This window comes from Paenibacillus sp. PK4536 (assembly GCF_028594455.2).
GTDB classification, from domain to species: Bacteria; Bacillota; Bacilli; order Paenibacillales; family Paenibacillaceae; genus Saccharibacillus; species Saccharibacillus nuruki.
This window is the reverse complement of the sequence record NZ_CP126313.1, coordinates 4,913,392-4,928,027: the sequence shown is the minus strand read 5'-3', so window position 1 is coordinate 4,928,027 and position 14,636 is coordinate 4,913,392. Positions and strand designations below refer to the sequence as shown.

The window sequence follows — 14,636 nt, the reverse complement described above, 5'->3', positions numbered from 1 at the left end:
TAAGATCGGATATCTTGAATGACCGCTAAGCGGTCGATATCCGAGTCTTAAAGGCGACTTACGGAACAATCCTCCGCCCTTCGCTGGCACCATTTGGGGTAACACAAGTTATAAATTGAAGTATAAGGGGAGGGGTAGGGGGAGTTGGAGAGATTTTAAAGATTTAAGGATTTTGAAGATTTACAGATTTGGAAGGGTTATAGATTTAGAAAATTTAAAGGGTTAAAGAATTTAAAGATTTTAAAGAACTTAAAGATTTAAGAATTTAAGGGCTTTAGAGATTTTAGGGAGTTGAAAATTAATATGTTTAGGGGGGATTGATTTGTGTGGGTTATGGGGTATGTTCTTGCGATTGAAAATGTAATCAGATAGTATTTAAGCAAGAATACGTATACATTTTGTGACTCTAATGAGGATAGGGGATATGAAATATGGGAAGTCGACGAGGCGTTGTTGCAGAAGATTTATATCGGTTTCATTGGGTCAAAAATCCGGTGATCTCACCGTTAGACGGTACAATTGTATATGAAATGCAGAAGGTAAATAAGAAGCAAGATGGATATGATTCCCATTTGCGACGGATGCAGGCAGATGGTAGTGAAGATATTCAATGGACAGCAGGCACTCATGATCGTGCTCCTGCTTGGTCACCAGACGGGAAGCAACTGGCTTTTTTACGTAAACAGGAGTCTGATTCCCATTTCCAGATCTGGATCATGTCTGCTTATGGTGGAGAAGCACATCAAGTGACTCATTTGGCTGAAGGAGTAGGTTCTTTTGTCTGGTCACCGGATAGTCAGTCCTTATTAATTGCAGCGACAAATAATGTATCAGCCCAGCAAACGTCTAACGAATCATCAGATCCTAGAGAAGATTCGTCGGTTCCTTTATCCAAAAAGGCTTTAGAAATCGATCGAATCATTTACAAATCGGATAGTGGTGGATTATGGGATGGAGGACGAACACATCTATATGTACATAAGCTAGCTGATCCATCGGGAACTTGGATCACAGCAGGAGAATATGATGTTGAAGATTTTGCCTGGTCACCGAATGGACAGCAGATTGCATATGTCGCTCATATTCCTACAGAAGATGAAGAAAATCCTGACTTTTCACGCAAAAATGATCTATTTACGATCAACACGGAAGGTCATGAGCAACGCAAATGGACAGATCATCAATATGTCATTTCCAGTCTGACTTGGTCACCAGATGGACAATCTATTGCGATGGTAGCAGATGATCAATCTTATTACAATGCGACGCTGAATCGACTGTATCAATTGTCTTTAGCGAGTGGAACGATTACAGGGTTATGTGATCACGATGATATGATGCTGCTGAATGCTGTAGTAGGAGATACGGGACTAAGTTCAACGTATAAGCCTGTTTATCATTTGGATGGACAAGCGATTGATGTATTATGTACTACGTTTGGTGCTTGTCATTTACTATCGATTGCTACAGATGGTTCAGGTTATCAGACGGTACTGTGTGGAGAGCGTAATATTCACTATTTTGCCCGTACAGCACAGCAACATATCGTCTTTATTGCGGCTGATCCATTGCAACCGGGTGAATTGTTTTACTGGCATCCAGAGACTGAAGTTGAGACACGTCTGACTCACCATAATGATGCTTTGCTTGCTGAACTGATCTTAAGCAAGCCTGAAGAAATGAGTGTCACTTCTGTAGATGGCAAAAGTCTTCAAGCGTGGATTATGCGTCCAGCCGGAGATCAAGCAGACAATCAGAAAGTGCCGACTATTCTAGAAATTCACGGTGGTCCTCATGCGATGTATGGATATACTTTTATGCTTGAATTTCAGCTATTAGTCTCGCAAGGATATGCTGTAATCTATGGTAATCCGCGTGGTAGTCATGGTTATGGTCAATTATTTGTAAATGCATGCCGTCATGATTATGGTGGTGGTGATTATCGAGACTTGATGGAAATCACAGACTATGCCATCGAGCATTACGACTGGATTGATCAAGAGCGATTAGGTGTAACGGGCGGTAGCTATGGTGGGTTTATGACCAACTGGATTGTAGGACAGACCGATCGATTCAAAGCAGCAGTCACTCAGCGTTCGATCAGCAACTGGATGTCGATGTATGGGGTAAGCGATATTGGTTTTTATTTTGTAGAAGATCAGATTGCAGGCAATCCGTGGGAACATTTCAATACCTTATGGGATCATTCCCCGCTAGCATATGTGCAGAATGTCAAAACACCTATTTTGATATTACATGGTGAAAAAGATCTGCGTTGCCCAATTGAGCAAGCTGAACAATGGTTTATAGCGTTAAAACGGTTGAATGCAGTGACCAAGTTTGTTCGTTTCCCGGATGCCAATCATGAGTTATCTCGTAGCGGTCATCCTCAATTACGAATACAACGACTGAATCATATTGCTGATTGGTTTAATCAGTATTTATAGATATCACTGTAAGATCCAAAAAGTCAGATCAAAGGAGCTGAAGGAGTATCGTGCATACCGATCAAGAATTACAGATTCGTCCGATAACTGAAGCCGATATTCCAATATTATGGGACTTAATATATAAAGACGAATCTCCAGAATGGAAAAAGTGGGATGCTCCTTATTATGATCATGTTCACGTTCCTTATGAGCAATACTGGCAAGATCGACTGCGTATTATAGAAAGTCCGAGCTTTTGGGTGATTGAAGTGAATCAGCATATCATCGGAATTGTCAGTTATTACTGGGAGCATGAACCTTCATTATGGTTAGAAGTAGGGATTGTGATTTATGATCCTGCTTACTGGAGCGGGGGATATGGTACCAGAGCGCTGATATTATGGATCGATCATTTATTTACAGCAATGCCACTGGTAAGGGTAGGATTCACCACATGGTCAGGCAATGAACGGATGATTGCAGTCGGTTACAAATTAGGCATGATGCTGGAAGCACGTTTACGTAAATGTAGATTATATAACGGTGTTTATTACGATTCGATTCGTATGGGTATTTTGCGTGAAGAATGGAATCATCATCAGATGCAAAGTGAGGTCTAGAGTATAGAACATATTCATTGATAATGTATGGTGATGCATTACAGTAAAAAAAGAGTCTATTCCTATATTACCTAGGGATAGACTCTTTTTGTTTATACAGCTTATAAAGTGAACACTAACTATTGTATTCGCTATTTAGAATAATAGAATATTCACTCAAAAATAAACGTGAAAGTAAAAGTAATTTTTATTTATCTAAACTATCGTCGGATGGAGATGGAGAAGGTTCAGGCATAGGATCAACAGTAGGTGTTTTGAGATGACTCATATACTCTAAAGCATTGTAGATCATGACTGCTGCTTCAGCACGAGTTACCTCGCCTTTTGGATCAAAGTTACCTTTACTATCTAACTTGTTGATATCTAGTGCTAATGAACGCTGAATAGCACCCTGATAAGAAGGAGTGATTTTGCTATCATCTGCAATCTCAACAGGTTTAATATTGATCATCGGCATATTACCGGCTTTTTCCATCGCTTGCATCACAAAAGTTGTAAATTCTTCTTTTGTCATTTTAGCAGCAGGCTTCACATCTTTTGGAATATCAACACCATTTAGATTAGCGATAATAAATGCGTCTGAATACCATACTTTATCTTTAACATTATTATAAAAGTCTTTCGCTTCTGGAGCTTTAATAAAAGTAAAAGCCGCTAGACTTAATTGGAAACTATTGACGATCATTTGCACACCTTGCGCTGTATTGATCGTTTGATTAGGTTTGAATTGATCTGCTGTAACGCCATTAATAAATCCACGATCTTTTAACGATTCAATTTTTTCATGACCTGGTACTTTACTGATATCTGTAAAATCCCCACTCGCTGCAAAAGCTTGGCTACTTAAAGATAGTGTCAATACTGAAGCCGTAACGAATGTCATCCATTTTTGTTTGTTTCTCATTACCAATCACCTCGGTTAATTATTAGCCTTACTTGGCTTGCTTATCCTTACAGACGCAAAGGATTTAAAATAAGTTGCAAAAAGATAGTCAAATTTTTATAAATTGATTTTAGGAATATTTACTTTTAGAATTATATGTAACTAAATTCATATTGTCGATTATAGGACTTTAGAATTTGTTTTATACAGCATTCGACAAATGAAGTCCTAGTTAACATAATGAGATTTTTGACGGATCAGGGTCTATAGAATCAATTAACGAAAATAGTTCAAAATATGTTTAATTTATGTTTTCATTCTCAAAAAGCAGGGGTATATACACATTACAAGATACAAAACAAAAACAAACAAATTTGACGGACGAAAGGAAGCGTGGAGCAAATGAATATGAGTATTCACCACATGACACCATACAACTACAACCACTTCAGACAGCAATCAAACGCAACCGTTCAAAAAGCAGCGGATAAAGAAACACCTAAAAGTTTTCAAGATATTTTGAATGCACAATTGAGTTCTACACGAATCCCTGTTAAAACTCGCGCTTAATTAAAACGATAAAAAAACATAGAATACATATTAAGCATGTTTCTTTATGAATACATGCTTACCGTTATGCATATCATAGAATACCTTCAAAAGTAACCCAGTGAATTGATTCGCTGAAGGTTGCTTTTTTTATTTTGTTTACCTATATTTGTTATTATAAAATCGCTTTCATTTTCGAAAAAGGGTATGATATTAAAAGAGGAGGAGATAATATGGCTTTAATTCAATGTGATTTCTATTCAGAAGTACTAGGGCTTTCATCTACAATGAATGTGATTTTACCACAGGAAACTCATTCTCAAATCGGAATGGAAGGTAAAGTAACCGGAGGTAAGCATCCTACATTGTATTTACTACATGGTCTATCTGATGATCATTCGATCTGGTTAAGACGGACATCGATAGAACGCTATGCAGCAGAATATGGTATTGCAGTTGTAATGCCTGCGGCACATCGTAGTTTTTATACAGATATGAAGCAAGGCGGAGATTACTTCAAGTTCGTGAGTGAAGAATTACCACAACTCGCTGAATCGTTTTTCCCGCTGTCTAATCGTCGTGAAGACCGTTTTGTAGCTGGTTTGTCAATGGGCGGTTATGGCGCACTCAAGCTAGGCTTACGTCGACCTGATCGTTATGCAGCCGCAGCCAGCCTATCTGGAGCAACTGATGCAAGCGCATTGTATGAACGTGGCGATGTTGCCTACACTCAAGAGCTAGAACGCATTTTCGGAACAGTTGAAGAATTACGTGGTTCAGAAAATGATTTATTTTATCTGACAGAACAACTTGCTCAATCTAATAGCACCGAAGTTCCGCAATTATATCAATGCTGTGGAACAGAAGACTTCTTGTATGAGCATAATATTCGGTTCCGTGATCATGTGAAGCAATTGGGATTAGCATTAACGTATGAAGAAGAGCCAGGCGAGCATGAATGGGGATATTGGGATACCAAAATCCAACGTGTACTGGAATGGTTGCCTCTTCGTAAATAGACCACTTTACTTATCGTATCAATTTTATACACATAACAAAAACCACCTGTTTGGTCTTAAGGCTCCCAATAGGTGGTTTTTAATATTTTTATATAAGTCATTGTTGGCTATAGAATGTTATACATGATGATCAAGAAGAAGCTTCCACTTCTTGCATGACGATACGCTGTGTTGGATAAGCTAATTTCACTTTTTCTTCTTCTAATATATCTAAAATCATCAGATTAAGATGTTGACGGTATTCCAGATTTTCGCCCCAAGCAGCGGTTTTAGTGAAACATTGCACCAGAATACCCAGACTACTTTCGTTAAATTCATTGAATTTGACCATAGCGGAATCTGCTACGACATTATCATCTGTATCTAACTCTGATTGAATACGAGAAACCACTCGTGCTAAGGCATCTCGATTAGAATCTAAAGCCACCCGAAGAGGGAACGAAATTTTGCGTTTTCCCATTTGACTACCGTTAGTAATCGGTTGTGCAGCTAATTTGGAATTGGGTACAATCACCAGTGCATCAGTAAAAGTACGGATTTTGGAACTACGGAACGTAATATCTTCGACAATCCCTTCGATATCCGGTGTAGAGATCCAATCACCTTTCGAGAACGGTCTTTCCAAAATAATAATAATCCCTGCGATTACATTACTTAGTGTTTCTTGAGCAGCTAGAGCCACAGCAAGACTTCCAAGCCCCATACCTGCGACTAGACCGTTAATACTGAATCCCCATTCTCCACCGACAATTGTTATAACAAGTACAACAACGATCACACGTAATACTTTAGATAGAAAAGGAATAATCATGCTTGTAGCATCCAATCCAAATCGCTTACTCATACTTTCTAACATAAGCGAAGAGGAAGCAGACACATTATAGATTCCCCATCCCAAAAGGATAATGCCAATACTGCGATAAATACGGTCAATCCCGATAATAAATGTCCATTGTTCATGCATAAAGTATCGCAAAGCCAAGTAAGTACCGATTAAAGTAAAAAAGGCTTGTAGTGGTCGTTCAAAAGCTTGCAACCAGCGAAGAACAGCTAGATGACTATCAAATCGGCGTAAAACAAAAGTAAATAAATAGCGTGTAAATAATTTGCGGAAAGCTAAAAAAACAATCAGTATTGCAATTGATACAAGTAGATCAATCCAGCGGATATTGTAATACCATGCAACTAGATTGTCCCACAACGAATAAAAATACATATCCACCATCCTTTGCTTCATCATCTATGTTGTTATCTATTATTAACCGATTTGCACCTGTTCGATAGAATGCCGAAGCAAACAGCTTCTAACATCGTGAAAAGGATAAGGTTTATAAGAAAAGAATTACGACATAAAAGCATAAAAAAAGCCTGCTCCCGAAGGAACAGACTTTTTGAGATCATAAAATATTGAATATCTTATGATACATAATGATGTGTGTTAACCGCGTGATCTTCTAGAAGAACGCATGATAGCACTCACGATAGCAATAACAATCACAGCACCGATAATCGCTTGAATAATGAAGAATCCACCGATTTCTGGACCCCAAGTACCAAGCAACATGTTACCTAACCAACCACCGATGAAACCTGCGATGATGTTACCAATAATACCACCTGGAACGTCACGTCCTACGATCATACCTGCGATCCAACCAATAATACCACCTACGATTAATGCCCATAACCAACCCATTGTTGTCGCCTCCTAATAATTAAATGTCTTTTTTAAGATAGTTGAATAACTACACTAAATCACTTGATTTATAACATTTGTGTTACAACAAGCACTTAGAAGATTTATTCAGCAATCTCTTCTCGTCTATTTATTAACCATTGTTTAGCAATCGAAACCATATGTTTAAAATTTAATAAATAAATAACTAAAAATAATGAGTTAAATAGGGTAAATATGCATTTGAAATTATGTAAAAAAAGGCTGGAAACCAGCCTTTTTGCTTTAGTCTGTAATATTACCAGCCATTTTGAGACGCTTAGCAATTTCTTTGAAATCTTCTTGTGAAATCCCTGGAGCGAACTCTTCATCTAACTCAGGATACTCAGGAACAGGGACACCTTGAGGGAATCCGTGAATCACTTCAAGTGGCAATCCATCCTCTGGATGAGTACCTTTCCAGATTTGGTCAATCGCTTTGAAATCATCTGTACTATGAGTATAAAGACGAGTATGAACGCCTTTTTCCTCGTATTTACGTGACTCGTTAAATGCTTTATTGCTCAGTGAAGGGACCGGTACAAGTTTGGTTACATTTACGCCTGTAGCAATTTCTAATGCTTTTGCATAAGCGACAACGTGTACGCCACCACGAACAAGAAGGAAACCAACGACTTCACGTGCAGCTGGATGATCTGTTGTTTCATAGACTTTCATTTTATGTGTTCTTGCACCGCACTCTAAGAAGAAGTTATGCAACAAATCTTCTACAAGATTACCGCTATTAAATACATTATCGCCTGTCCAAGGACGACCCATAGAGTCACGAGGCATAGCGCCTTGTGCACCTGCTAGATGATGATAACTTAAGCGAACATCTTTAAGCGGATCAAGTGGAGTTGAATCAGGTTCACCTGGCAAGCTAGAACCTGCAAGAATTTTATTGATACCGTGTGCAACCAATTCCACGTGACCTAATTCTTCAGCTGTAATACTAGTAACTAGATCGTAGAAAGGTTTTAATTTAGATTTTCCACGGAAGTTAAAAGATTGATAGAGGTAGTTGTTCAAAGTCGACATTTCCCCGAATTTACCACCAAGTAATTCTTGCACAGCTGCTGCTGCATTAGGATCAGGCTTTTTGACATCCGGAATTTCAATCATGATTTGGTCAAGACGTGTGAACATTATCATACCTCCAGTATTTTTGTATTCTTGAAGCCCTTATCAAAATTAGTCAATATTGGTGTTTAACCCATATTGCCAAAACAAAGGCTCTCTTATTCCATACCCTATATTATTGAAAACAAACGGCTATTTTATGTGCAAAAAGGAGATATAATCTGTTACTAGAAAGTCACTTTTTTCGAAAAGGTAGATACAAATCTGTTAACAACTGTAAAACGATATGATTTCACATGAATAGTGATCCTTGAAATATATTTTTAAAAAATGTATAAAAAATGTATAATATGTGAAATGAGATGGTTTGAACTGTTCAGCTAGATTCTGATAGAGATGTGGGATGATAAAAGCCGTGGATAATGACAAACAACGTTTGAGTATAGAGACAGCAAGATTGTACTACCTTTCTGATCATAGCCAGCAAGAAATAGCGACCAAGCTAGGCGTTTCTAGACCGACTGTATCTCGCTTGCTACAGTATGCCAAAGAAAAAGGGTATGTGCGGATAGATATTGTAGATCCTCTCGAAGATCTGGATGCACTTGGAGAACAATTAAAAAAACGTTATGGATTAGATACAGTACATGTCTGTTATTCACCGATCAATGAGTACAAAGAAATCCAAAAGCATATCAGCAAGCGTGCCGCCGATTATTTGCATGAGACGGTTAAAGATAGTGATATTATTGGAGTCACCTGGGGAACTACGATGTATGCTGTTGCAGAACATTTAGAGCAGAAGCAAGTACGGGGAGTTGAAGTCGTACAACTCAAAGGCGGAGTAAGTCACTCGCATGTGAACACCTATGCGGCTGAAACGGTCAACCTTTTTGCAGAAGCGTATCACACGATTGCTCGCTATTTGCCGTTACCCGTTATTTTCGACAGTATTGAACTTAAAAAAATGGTAGATGAAGATCGTCATATTCAGCGTATTATTGAACTGGGTAGACAAGCTAATATTGCTGTTTTCACCGTAGGAACTGTAAAAGAAGATGCTCTTTTGTTCAGACTGGGTTATTTTAACGAAGAAGAACAGCGATTGTTACAACAAACAGGAGCTGGTGATATCTGCTCACGCTTTTTTGATAAACAGGGTAATATCTGTAGCCCGGCTATCAATGATCGCACGGTAGGCATCGATCTGGTTGATTTACGAAAAAAAGAAAAATCGATTTTGGTCGCTGGTGGACAACGTAAAATCGAAGCGATTGAAGCTGCTCTAGTTGGCAAATACGCTAATATTTTGGTGACCGATCAATTTACAGCTCAAGCTTTATTAACATAAATATCAAAAAGTGATTTGCCTTATAAAACAGCCCTCTACATGATCCAGTAGAAGGCTGTTTTTTTGTATATCTAATTCATAAGCTTGTATTGACAATAGTTTTGTTTTGAAATAAAATTAGTTCGAATTCGAACTAAAGAAAGAGGGGAATGTATTGAGTCAGAGTGATATAGATAGATACAAGCAACAGGCACAAGATGCTTTATCTAGTCCCACTCCTTTAATCAAAAAAACATATTTAACGATCAAGCGTCAGATCGAGCAGTCGTTACGATCTTTAAATATAACTTCTCAGCAAAGTCAGGCATTGCACGAAATAGCGATTCAACCCGGGATTACCAATCATGAGTTAGAGCATCAACTGCTTATTGAGAAATCAAGCGTGACTAGCTTAATGAATGGTATAGAAAAAAGAGGTTGGATTATACGTAATGCTCATCCTAATGATGCTCGTATGAAGCAAAATACATTAACTACAGCAGGCGAGCAAAAGTATATTCAGGCTCAACAAGCCGTTAATGAAGTCAAAAGCCGTTCGACCCACACATTTACAGCTGAAGAATTAGAACATCTCAAACAGTTGTTAAACAAATTAATTCATGTTTATCAATAAAATAGCAACGGTATACGTAGAGAGGATGACAGCATAAGTGGCAACAGAAACAGAAAGAGTCTATCCCAATGGTGAGAAATTAATGCGTGTACTTGCATTTACGTTAGTATTCTCGGTAATGAATGCTTCGATGTTCAATGTAGTGATGCCTACGATTAGTAAAGAGTTCAATATTGGAGCCGCCGATGTGACATGGTTATTAACCGGTTATATAATTGTTTATGCAGTAGGTTCTGTCGTATACGGCAAGCTTGCCGATAAATACCGACTCAAAGATTTATTGACGTTCGGTCTGATCTTTTTTGCTTTAGGTTCTGTCGTTGGCTTAGCAGCGACTGAATTTTGGATGATGGTTGTAGGGCGTGTTCTACAAGCCGCCGGAGCTGCGGTTATCCCAGCAACCGCTATGATTGTGCCTGTTCGTTATTTTTCACCTGAGAAAAGGGGACGTGCCCTTGGTACAACAGCGATTGGATTATCATTAGGAACCGCTATTGCACCCATCGTTGCAGGTCTGATTACGAGCTTTGGAAGCTGGCGGTTTTTATTTTTACTATCGTTATTTCCTTTAATCGCTTTACCATTTTTCCGTAAATATCTAGATGATTATCGGGGAGAAGCGCAGAAGATCGACTGGATCGGTGGCATCTTGCTAGGTGGAACTGTAGCGATGTTACTATTAGCGATCTCACAAGGGCAGTGGATGTACGCTATAATTGGCGCCATCTTATTGATTTTATTTATTGTTCGGATACGTACAGCGGCAGAGCCTTTTATTCAGCCCAAATTATTCAGCAATAAACAGTATTCTTTTGGATTGTTGATTGCATTTTTGGCAACAGGACTTAGCTTTGGACTACCTTATGTCACTCCACAATTTTTAAGTGGATTGAATGGACTATCTCCAGCACTGATTGGACTAATTATGTTCCCGGCTGCGATTTGTTCTGCTTTTCTAGGTCGTCAGGGCGGTAAGTTAGCTGATCGCAAAGGCAACCCATTATTAGTCTATATTGCAACGACATTAATCTTTATTTGTTTTATTACGTTATCGACTTTGGTCGGGGTGTCCCCTTATGTGGTGATGTTTATTCTTATTTTTGGTAATGTGGGTCAGACGTTTATGCAGATTGCGATGTCTAACACGATTTCACGTACATTGACCAAAGATCAAGTAGGGGTAGGCATGGGGTTATTCTCTTTACTTAACTTTATAGCTGGAGCGATGGCAACCAGTATTATTGGTAAAATGATCGAAGCGAATCATGGTTCAGTTCATTTCAATCCAGTAGCAGTGTATGCAGATGGATATGTATTTAGCAATATCTTTTCGGTACAAGCCTTGTTAGCGATTGTGATTATCGTACTTTATTATGCTCAATCGCAAATGACAGGCAAATCCTCTTCACTACCACGCAAAGCATAATGTAACGAGACTTCAGGAGATCAATGACCTGAAGTCTTTTTTTATTCCACTATGCAATCGGTTACTTATAAATAGCTTTTGAAAATGAAAGTTATTTTAGTACATGACATCTCAAGTAACATAGTGTTAAAATAGGAACAGCCTGCGCAAAAAATAAAGCTGTGCTGTAAGCCTTTGATTTGTCGTGAACATAATTTCAAAAACTGTTTTACATATGTTCAACATGGTGTTATGATGTGGATGTAAGAGCTGAACAGTTATTTGTCAAACAAACCATTCACTCAAAGGAGATTAACAATATGAATTTAGCTAAATTGATCGACCATACGTTATTGAAAGCGGATGCTACACAAGCAGAAGTGACTAAATTGACAGAAGAAGCTAGAAAATATGAGTTCGCATCTGTATGCGTTAACCCAACATGGGTAGCTTATTGTGCAGAACAATTAAAAGGTAGCCCTGTCAAAGTATGTACGGTTATCGGATTCCCTTTAGGAGCAACAACTCCAGAAGTGAAAGCTTTTGAAGCAAGCAATGCGATTGCAAACGGTGCTACAGAAGTAGACATGGTTATCAACATCGGTGCTTTGAAAGATGGTAATAACGAGCTAGTGCAACGTGATATCCAAGCCGTAGTTAATGCTGCTAAAGGTAAAGCTTTAGTTAAAGTTATTATCGAAACTTGCCTACTTACAGACGAAGAAAAAGTTCGTGCTTCTGAATTGTCTGTCAAAGCTGGAGCAGATTTTGTTAAAACATCAACTGGTTTCTCTACAGGTGGAGCAACACCAGCAGACGTAGCTTTGATGCGCAAAACGGTAGGACCTGATGTTGGTGTTAAAGCATCTGGTGGCGTACGTAATCTTCAAGATTTAAACAACATGGTTGAAGCAGGTGCAACACGCATCGGTGCAAGCTCTGGCGTCAAAATCGTTGAAGGCGAAGAAGGAACTTCTTCTTACTAGCATTTGGCACTATAAATGCGACTTCTTTTAGTAAGATCAAAAGTGATTTTTGCAAAGCAAAATATCTTACCTAAGCATTTGGCACTATAAATGCGACTTCTTCTATTAGAATTAAAAATGATGTTTGCAAAGCAAAATATCTTATCCGTTAGAGGAGAGACCTATCCATGAAAGATCAATTGATTCAAGCAGCAATAGAAGCACGTAAAAATGCATATGTACCTTATTCCAAGTTTCAAGTAGGCGCTGCACTGCTCGCAGACGGTAAAGTCTACGGGGGATGTAACGTGGAAAATGCTTCTTATGGTCTTACCAATTGTGCAGAACGTACAGCTATTTTCAAAGCTGCATCTGAAGGTCAACGCAAGATCGAAGCGATTGCGATCGTTGCGGATACTGAAGGTCCGGTCTCTCCTTGTGGTGCTTGTCGTCAAGTCATTGCTGAATTTAGTGATGAGAATACGAAAGTATACCTGACTAACCTTAAAGGTGATGTTACCGAGTGGACAATAGCTCAAATGTTACCAGGATTTTTCCAAGCGCATGACATGGATCATAGTCAGCCAGCAGAATAATCCAAAAAAAGAATGTATCCGCAAGGATTTGTTCTTTTTTACGAATAATGTAAGCGCTTAATGTATAATTTCTGATTATTTCAATTTGTTTCAAAAGATTTTAAATACGTGGTTATGATTATGAAGCAGAGTGCAGAATGGGAGCTAATTATTTATGAGTTATATTATCGCAATTTTGGGTATTCTTTTGGTGTTTGGATTAGCTTATTTGGGAAGTAATAATAGAAAAGGTATTCGTTATCGTCCATTATTTGTCATGGTTGTACTGCAAGCGATTTTAGCATTCGTGCTCCTTAATACAGTCGTTGGTACATGGGTAATCGGAGGATTTGCAACTGTCTTTACACATTTATTAGCATATGCTGGTGAAGGTATTAGTTTTGTATTTGGTGGATTTGTCTTTGCAGAAGGTTCTACACCATTTTTCTTAAGTGTTCTTATGCCTATCGTATTTATTTCAGCATTGATCGGTATTCTGCAATACTTCAAAATTCTACCGTTTATTATTAAGTACATTGGTCTTGTGCTCAGTAAAGTAAATGGTATGGGTAGACTAGAGTCGTATAATGCTGTAGCATCTGCGATCCTAGGTCAATCAGAAGTATTTATCTCTGTTAAAAAACAAATCGGTGCGCTTCCTAAACACCGTCTGTATACGCTTTGTGCATCAGCCATGTCTACGGTATCGATGTCTATCGTAGGTGCATATATGACGATGTTGAAACCTGAATATGTTGTGACTGCATTAGTGCTTAACTTATTCGGTGGCTTTATTATCGCTTCCATTATCAATCCTTATGTTGTTACAAAAGAAGAAGATATTCTAGAAGTACAAGAAGAAGAGAAACAGTCATTCTTCGAAATGCTGGGCGAATATATTTTAGACGGATTCAAAGTTGCTATTATTGTAGCAGCAATGTTGATTGGTTTCGTAGCATTGATCGGTATGATCAACGGTCTATTCGGATTAATCTTCGGTATTACGTTCCAACAAATCTTAGGTTATATCTTCTCACCATTTGCATTCATGATGGGTGTACCTTGGAGTGAAGCTGTAACAGCTGGTAGTATTATGGCAACGAAACTGGTATCCAATGAGTTTGTAGCGATGCTAGATCTAGTGAAACACACAGAACTTAGCTCACGTACACTAGGTATCGTATCTGTATTCTTAGTATCATTCGCTAACTTCTCTTCAATCGGTATTATTGCTGGTGCGGTTAAAGGTCTACACGAGAAACAAGGTAATGTTGTAGCTCGTTTTGGACTGAAACTATTATATGGTGCTACACTAGTAAGTGTGCTTTCTGCTACAATTACAGGTCTGTTCTTAAAATAAAAGATCACTTCAGTATATGACAACCTATGAATATGAATCGTGATCGCAGATTTAGAATTCATAAATGACC

The 14,636-nt window shown here is 38.4% G+C and carries 14 protein-coding genes; 10 read left to right on the top strand and 4 right to left on the bottom strand.

Annotated elements, in window-relative coordinates; genetic code table 11:
- Positions 1-431 precede the first annotated feature (431 nt).
- Both PO903_RS21800 and PO903_RS21795 read left to right on the top strand, forming a co-directional pair.
- A complete protein-coding gene (locus tag PO903_RS21800; RefSeq protein ID WP_273594551.1) occupies positions 432-2,447 on the top strand; it encodes a S9 family peptidase in 2,016 nt (671 codons plus the stop codon).
- A 50-nt stretch (positions 2,448-2,497) separates the two neighbouring features.
- Complete coding sequence (locus PO903_RS21795) at positions 2,498-3,049, top strand: GNAT family N-acetyltransferase (protein WP_273594550.1); 552 nt, start codon at positions 2,498-2,500, stop codon at positions 3,047-3,049.
- A gap of 187 nt (positions 3,050-3,236) precedes the next feature.
- On the opposite strand, the gene PO903_RS21790 is transcribed toward PO903_RS21795, so the two are convergent.
- The gene (locus tag PO903_RS21790) at positions 3,237-3,953 is read right to left on the bottom strand and encodes an S-layer homology domain-containing protein (protein ID WP_273594549.1); all 717 of its coding nucleotides are present in this window, start codon (positions 3,951-3,953) and stop codon (positions 3,237-3,239) included.
- A gap of 381 nt (positions 3,954-4,334) precedes the next feature.
- Between PO903_RS21790 and PO903_RS21785 the strand changes: the two genes are divergently transcribed.
- Together PO903_RS21785 and PO903_RS21780 are read left to right on the top strand one after the other, a co-directional pair.
- A complete protein-coding gene (locus tag PO903_RS21785; RefSeq protein ID WP_175425225.1) occupies positions 4,335-4,502 on the top strand; it encodes a hypothetical protein in 168 nt (55 codons plus the stop codon).
- Positions 4,503-4,714: 212 nt separating this feature from the next.
- Positions 4,715-5,500: an alpha/beta hydrolase gene (locus PO903_RS21780; RefSeq protein ID WP_137223374.1), complete on the top strand. Its 786-nt coding sequence runs from the start codon at positions 4,715-4,717 to the stop codon at positions 5,498-5,500.
- Between the two features lie 130 nt (positions 5,501-5,630).
- Here PO903_RS21780 and PO903_RS21775 read toward each other — a convergent pair whose 3' ends face one another.
- The 3 genes from PO903_RS21775 to PO903_RS21765 all read right to left on the bottom strand — a co-directional run bounded on the left by PO903_RS21775 (position 5,631) and on the right by PO903_RS21765 (position 8,363).
- Positions 5,631-6,716, bottom strand: coding sequence for a mechanosensitive ion channel family protein (locus PO903_RS21775; RefSeq protein ID WP_069329253.1), 1,086 nt, complete (start codon positions 6,714-6,716; stop codon positions 5,631-5,633).
- A gap of 222 nt (positions 6,717-6,938) precedes the next feature.
- A complete protein-coding gene (locus PO903_RS21770) occupies positions 6,939-7,196 on the bottom strand; it encodes a GlsB/YeaQ/YmgE family stress response membrane protein (protein WP_069329254.1) in 258 nt (85 codons plus the stop codon).
- A 264-nt stretch (positions 7,197-7,460) separates the two neighbouring features.
- On the bottom strand, positions 7,461-8,363 hold the full coding sequence (locus PO903_RS21765) for a manganese catalase family protein (protein ID WP_069329255.1): 903 nt from the start codon (positions 8,361-8,363) through the stop codon (positions 7,461-7,463).
- Between the two features lie 349 nt (positions 8,364-8,712).
- Between PO903_RS21765 and deoR the strand changes: the two genes are divergently transcribed.
- The 6 genes from deoR to PO903_RS21735 all read left to right on the top strand — a co-directional run bounded on the left by deoR (position 8,713) and on the right by PO903_RS21735 (position 14,566).
- A complete protein-coding gene (gene deoR, locus PO903_RS21760) occupies positions 8,713-9,648 on the top strand; it encodes a DNA-binding transcriptional repressor DeoR (RefSeq protein ID WP_069329277.1) in 936 nt (311 codons plus the stop codon).
- Between the two features lie 154 nt (positions 9,649-9,802).
- A complete protein-coding gene (locus tag PO903_RS21755; RefSeq protein ID WP_273594548.1) occupies positions 9,803-10,261 on the top strand; it encodes a MarR family winged helix-turn-helix transcriptional regulator in 459 nt (152 codons plus the stop codon).
- 82 nt (positions 10,262-10,343) lie between these two features.
- A complete protein-coding gene (locus PO903_RS21750) occupies positions 10,344-11,687 on the top strand; it encodes an MFS transporter (RefSeq protein ID WP_273594697.1) in 1,344 nt (447 codons plus the stop codon).
- A 299-nt stretch (positions 11,688-11,986) separates the two neighbouring features.
- Positions 11,987-12,652 carry a deoxyribose-phosphate aldolase gene (gene deoC / locus PO903_RS21745; protein ID WP_273594547.1) on the top strand — a complete coding sequence of 222 codons (666 nt, stop codon included), beginning with the start codon at positions 11,987-11,989 and terminating at the stop codon, positions 12,650-12,652.
- A 167-nt stretch (positions 12,653-12,819) separates the two neighbouring features.
- Entirely contained in the window at positions 12,820-13,227 is a 408-nt protein-coding gene (locus PO903_RS21740; RefSeq protein WP_069329257.1) for a cytidine deaminase, read from the top strand.
- Positions 13,228-13,381: 154 nt separating this feature from the next.
- Positions 13,382-14,566 (top strand): NupC/NupG family nucleoside CNT transporter, encoded by a 1,185-nt coding sequence (locus tag PO903_RS21735; protein ID WP_069329258.1) that lies wholly within the window; start codon positions 13,382-13,384, stop codon positions 14,564-14,566.
- Positions 14,567-14,636 lie beyond the last annotated feature (70 nt).

Excerpts from the sequence above, each read along its gene's own strand:
- PO903_RS21800 (WP_273594551.1), top strand. The coding sequence starts at position 432 with ATGGGAAGTCGACGAGGCGTTGTTGCAGAAGATTTATATCGGTTTCAT.
- PO903_RS21790 (WP_273594549.1), bottom strand. The coding sequence starts at position 3,953 with ATGAGAAACAAACAAAAATGGATGACATTCGTTACGGCTTCAGTATTG.
- PO903_RS21785 (WP_175425225.1), top strand. The coding sequence starts at position 4,335 with ATGAATATGAGTATTCACCACATGACACCATACAACTACAACCACTTC.
- PO903_RS21780 (WP_137223374.1), top strand. The coding sequence starts at position 4,715 with ATGGCTTTAATTCAATGTGATTTCTATTCAGAAGTACTAGGGCTTTCA.
- PO903_RS21775 (WP_069329253.1), bottom strand. The coding sequence starts at position 6,716 with ATGTATTTTTATTCGTTGTGGGACAATCTAGTTGCATGGTATTACAAT.
- PO903_RS21770 (WP_069329254.1), bottom strand. The coding sequence starts at position 7,196 with ATGGGTTGGTTATGGGCATTAATCGTAGGTGGTATTATTGGTTGGATC.
- PO903_RS21765 (WP_069329255.1), bottom strand. The coding sequence starts at position 8,363 with ATGTTCACACGTCTTGACCAAATCATGATTGAAATTCCGGATGTCAAA.
- PO903_RS21750 (WP_273594697.1), top strand. The coding sequence starts at position 10,344 with ATGCGTGTACTTGCATTTACGTTAGTATTCTCGGTAATGAATGCTTCG.
- deoC (WP_273594547.1), top strand. The coding sequence starts at position 11,987 with ATGAATTTAGCTAAATTGATCGACCATACGTTATTGAAAGCGGATGCT.
- PO903_RS21740 (WP_069329257.1), top strand. The coding sequence starts at position 12,820 with ATGAAAGATCAATTGATTCAAGCAGCAATAGAAGCACGTAAAAATGCA.
- PO903_RS21735 (WP_069329258.1), top strand. The coding sequence starts at position 13,382 with ATGAGTTATATTATCGCAATTTTGGGTATTCTTTTGGTGTTTGGATTA.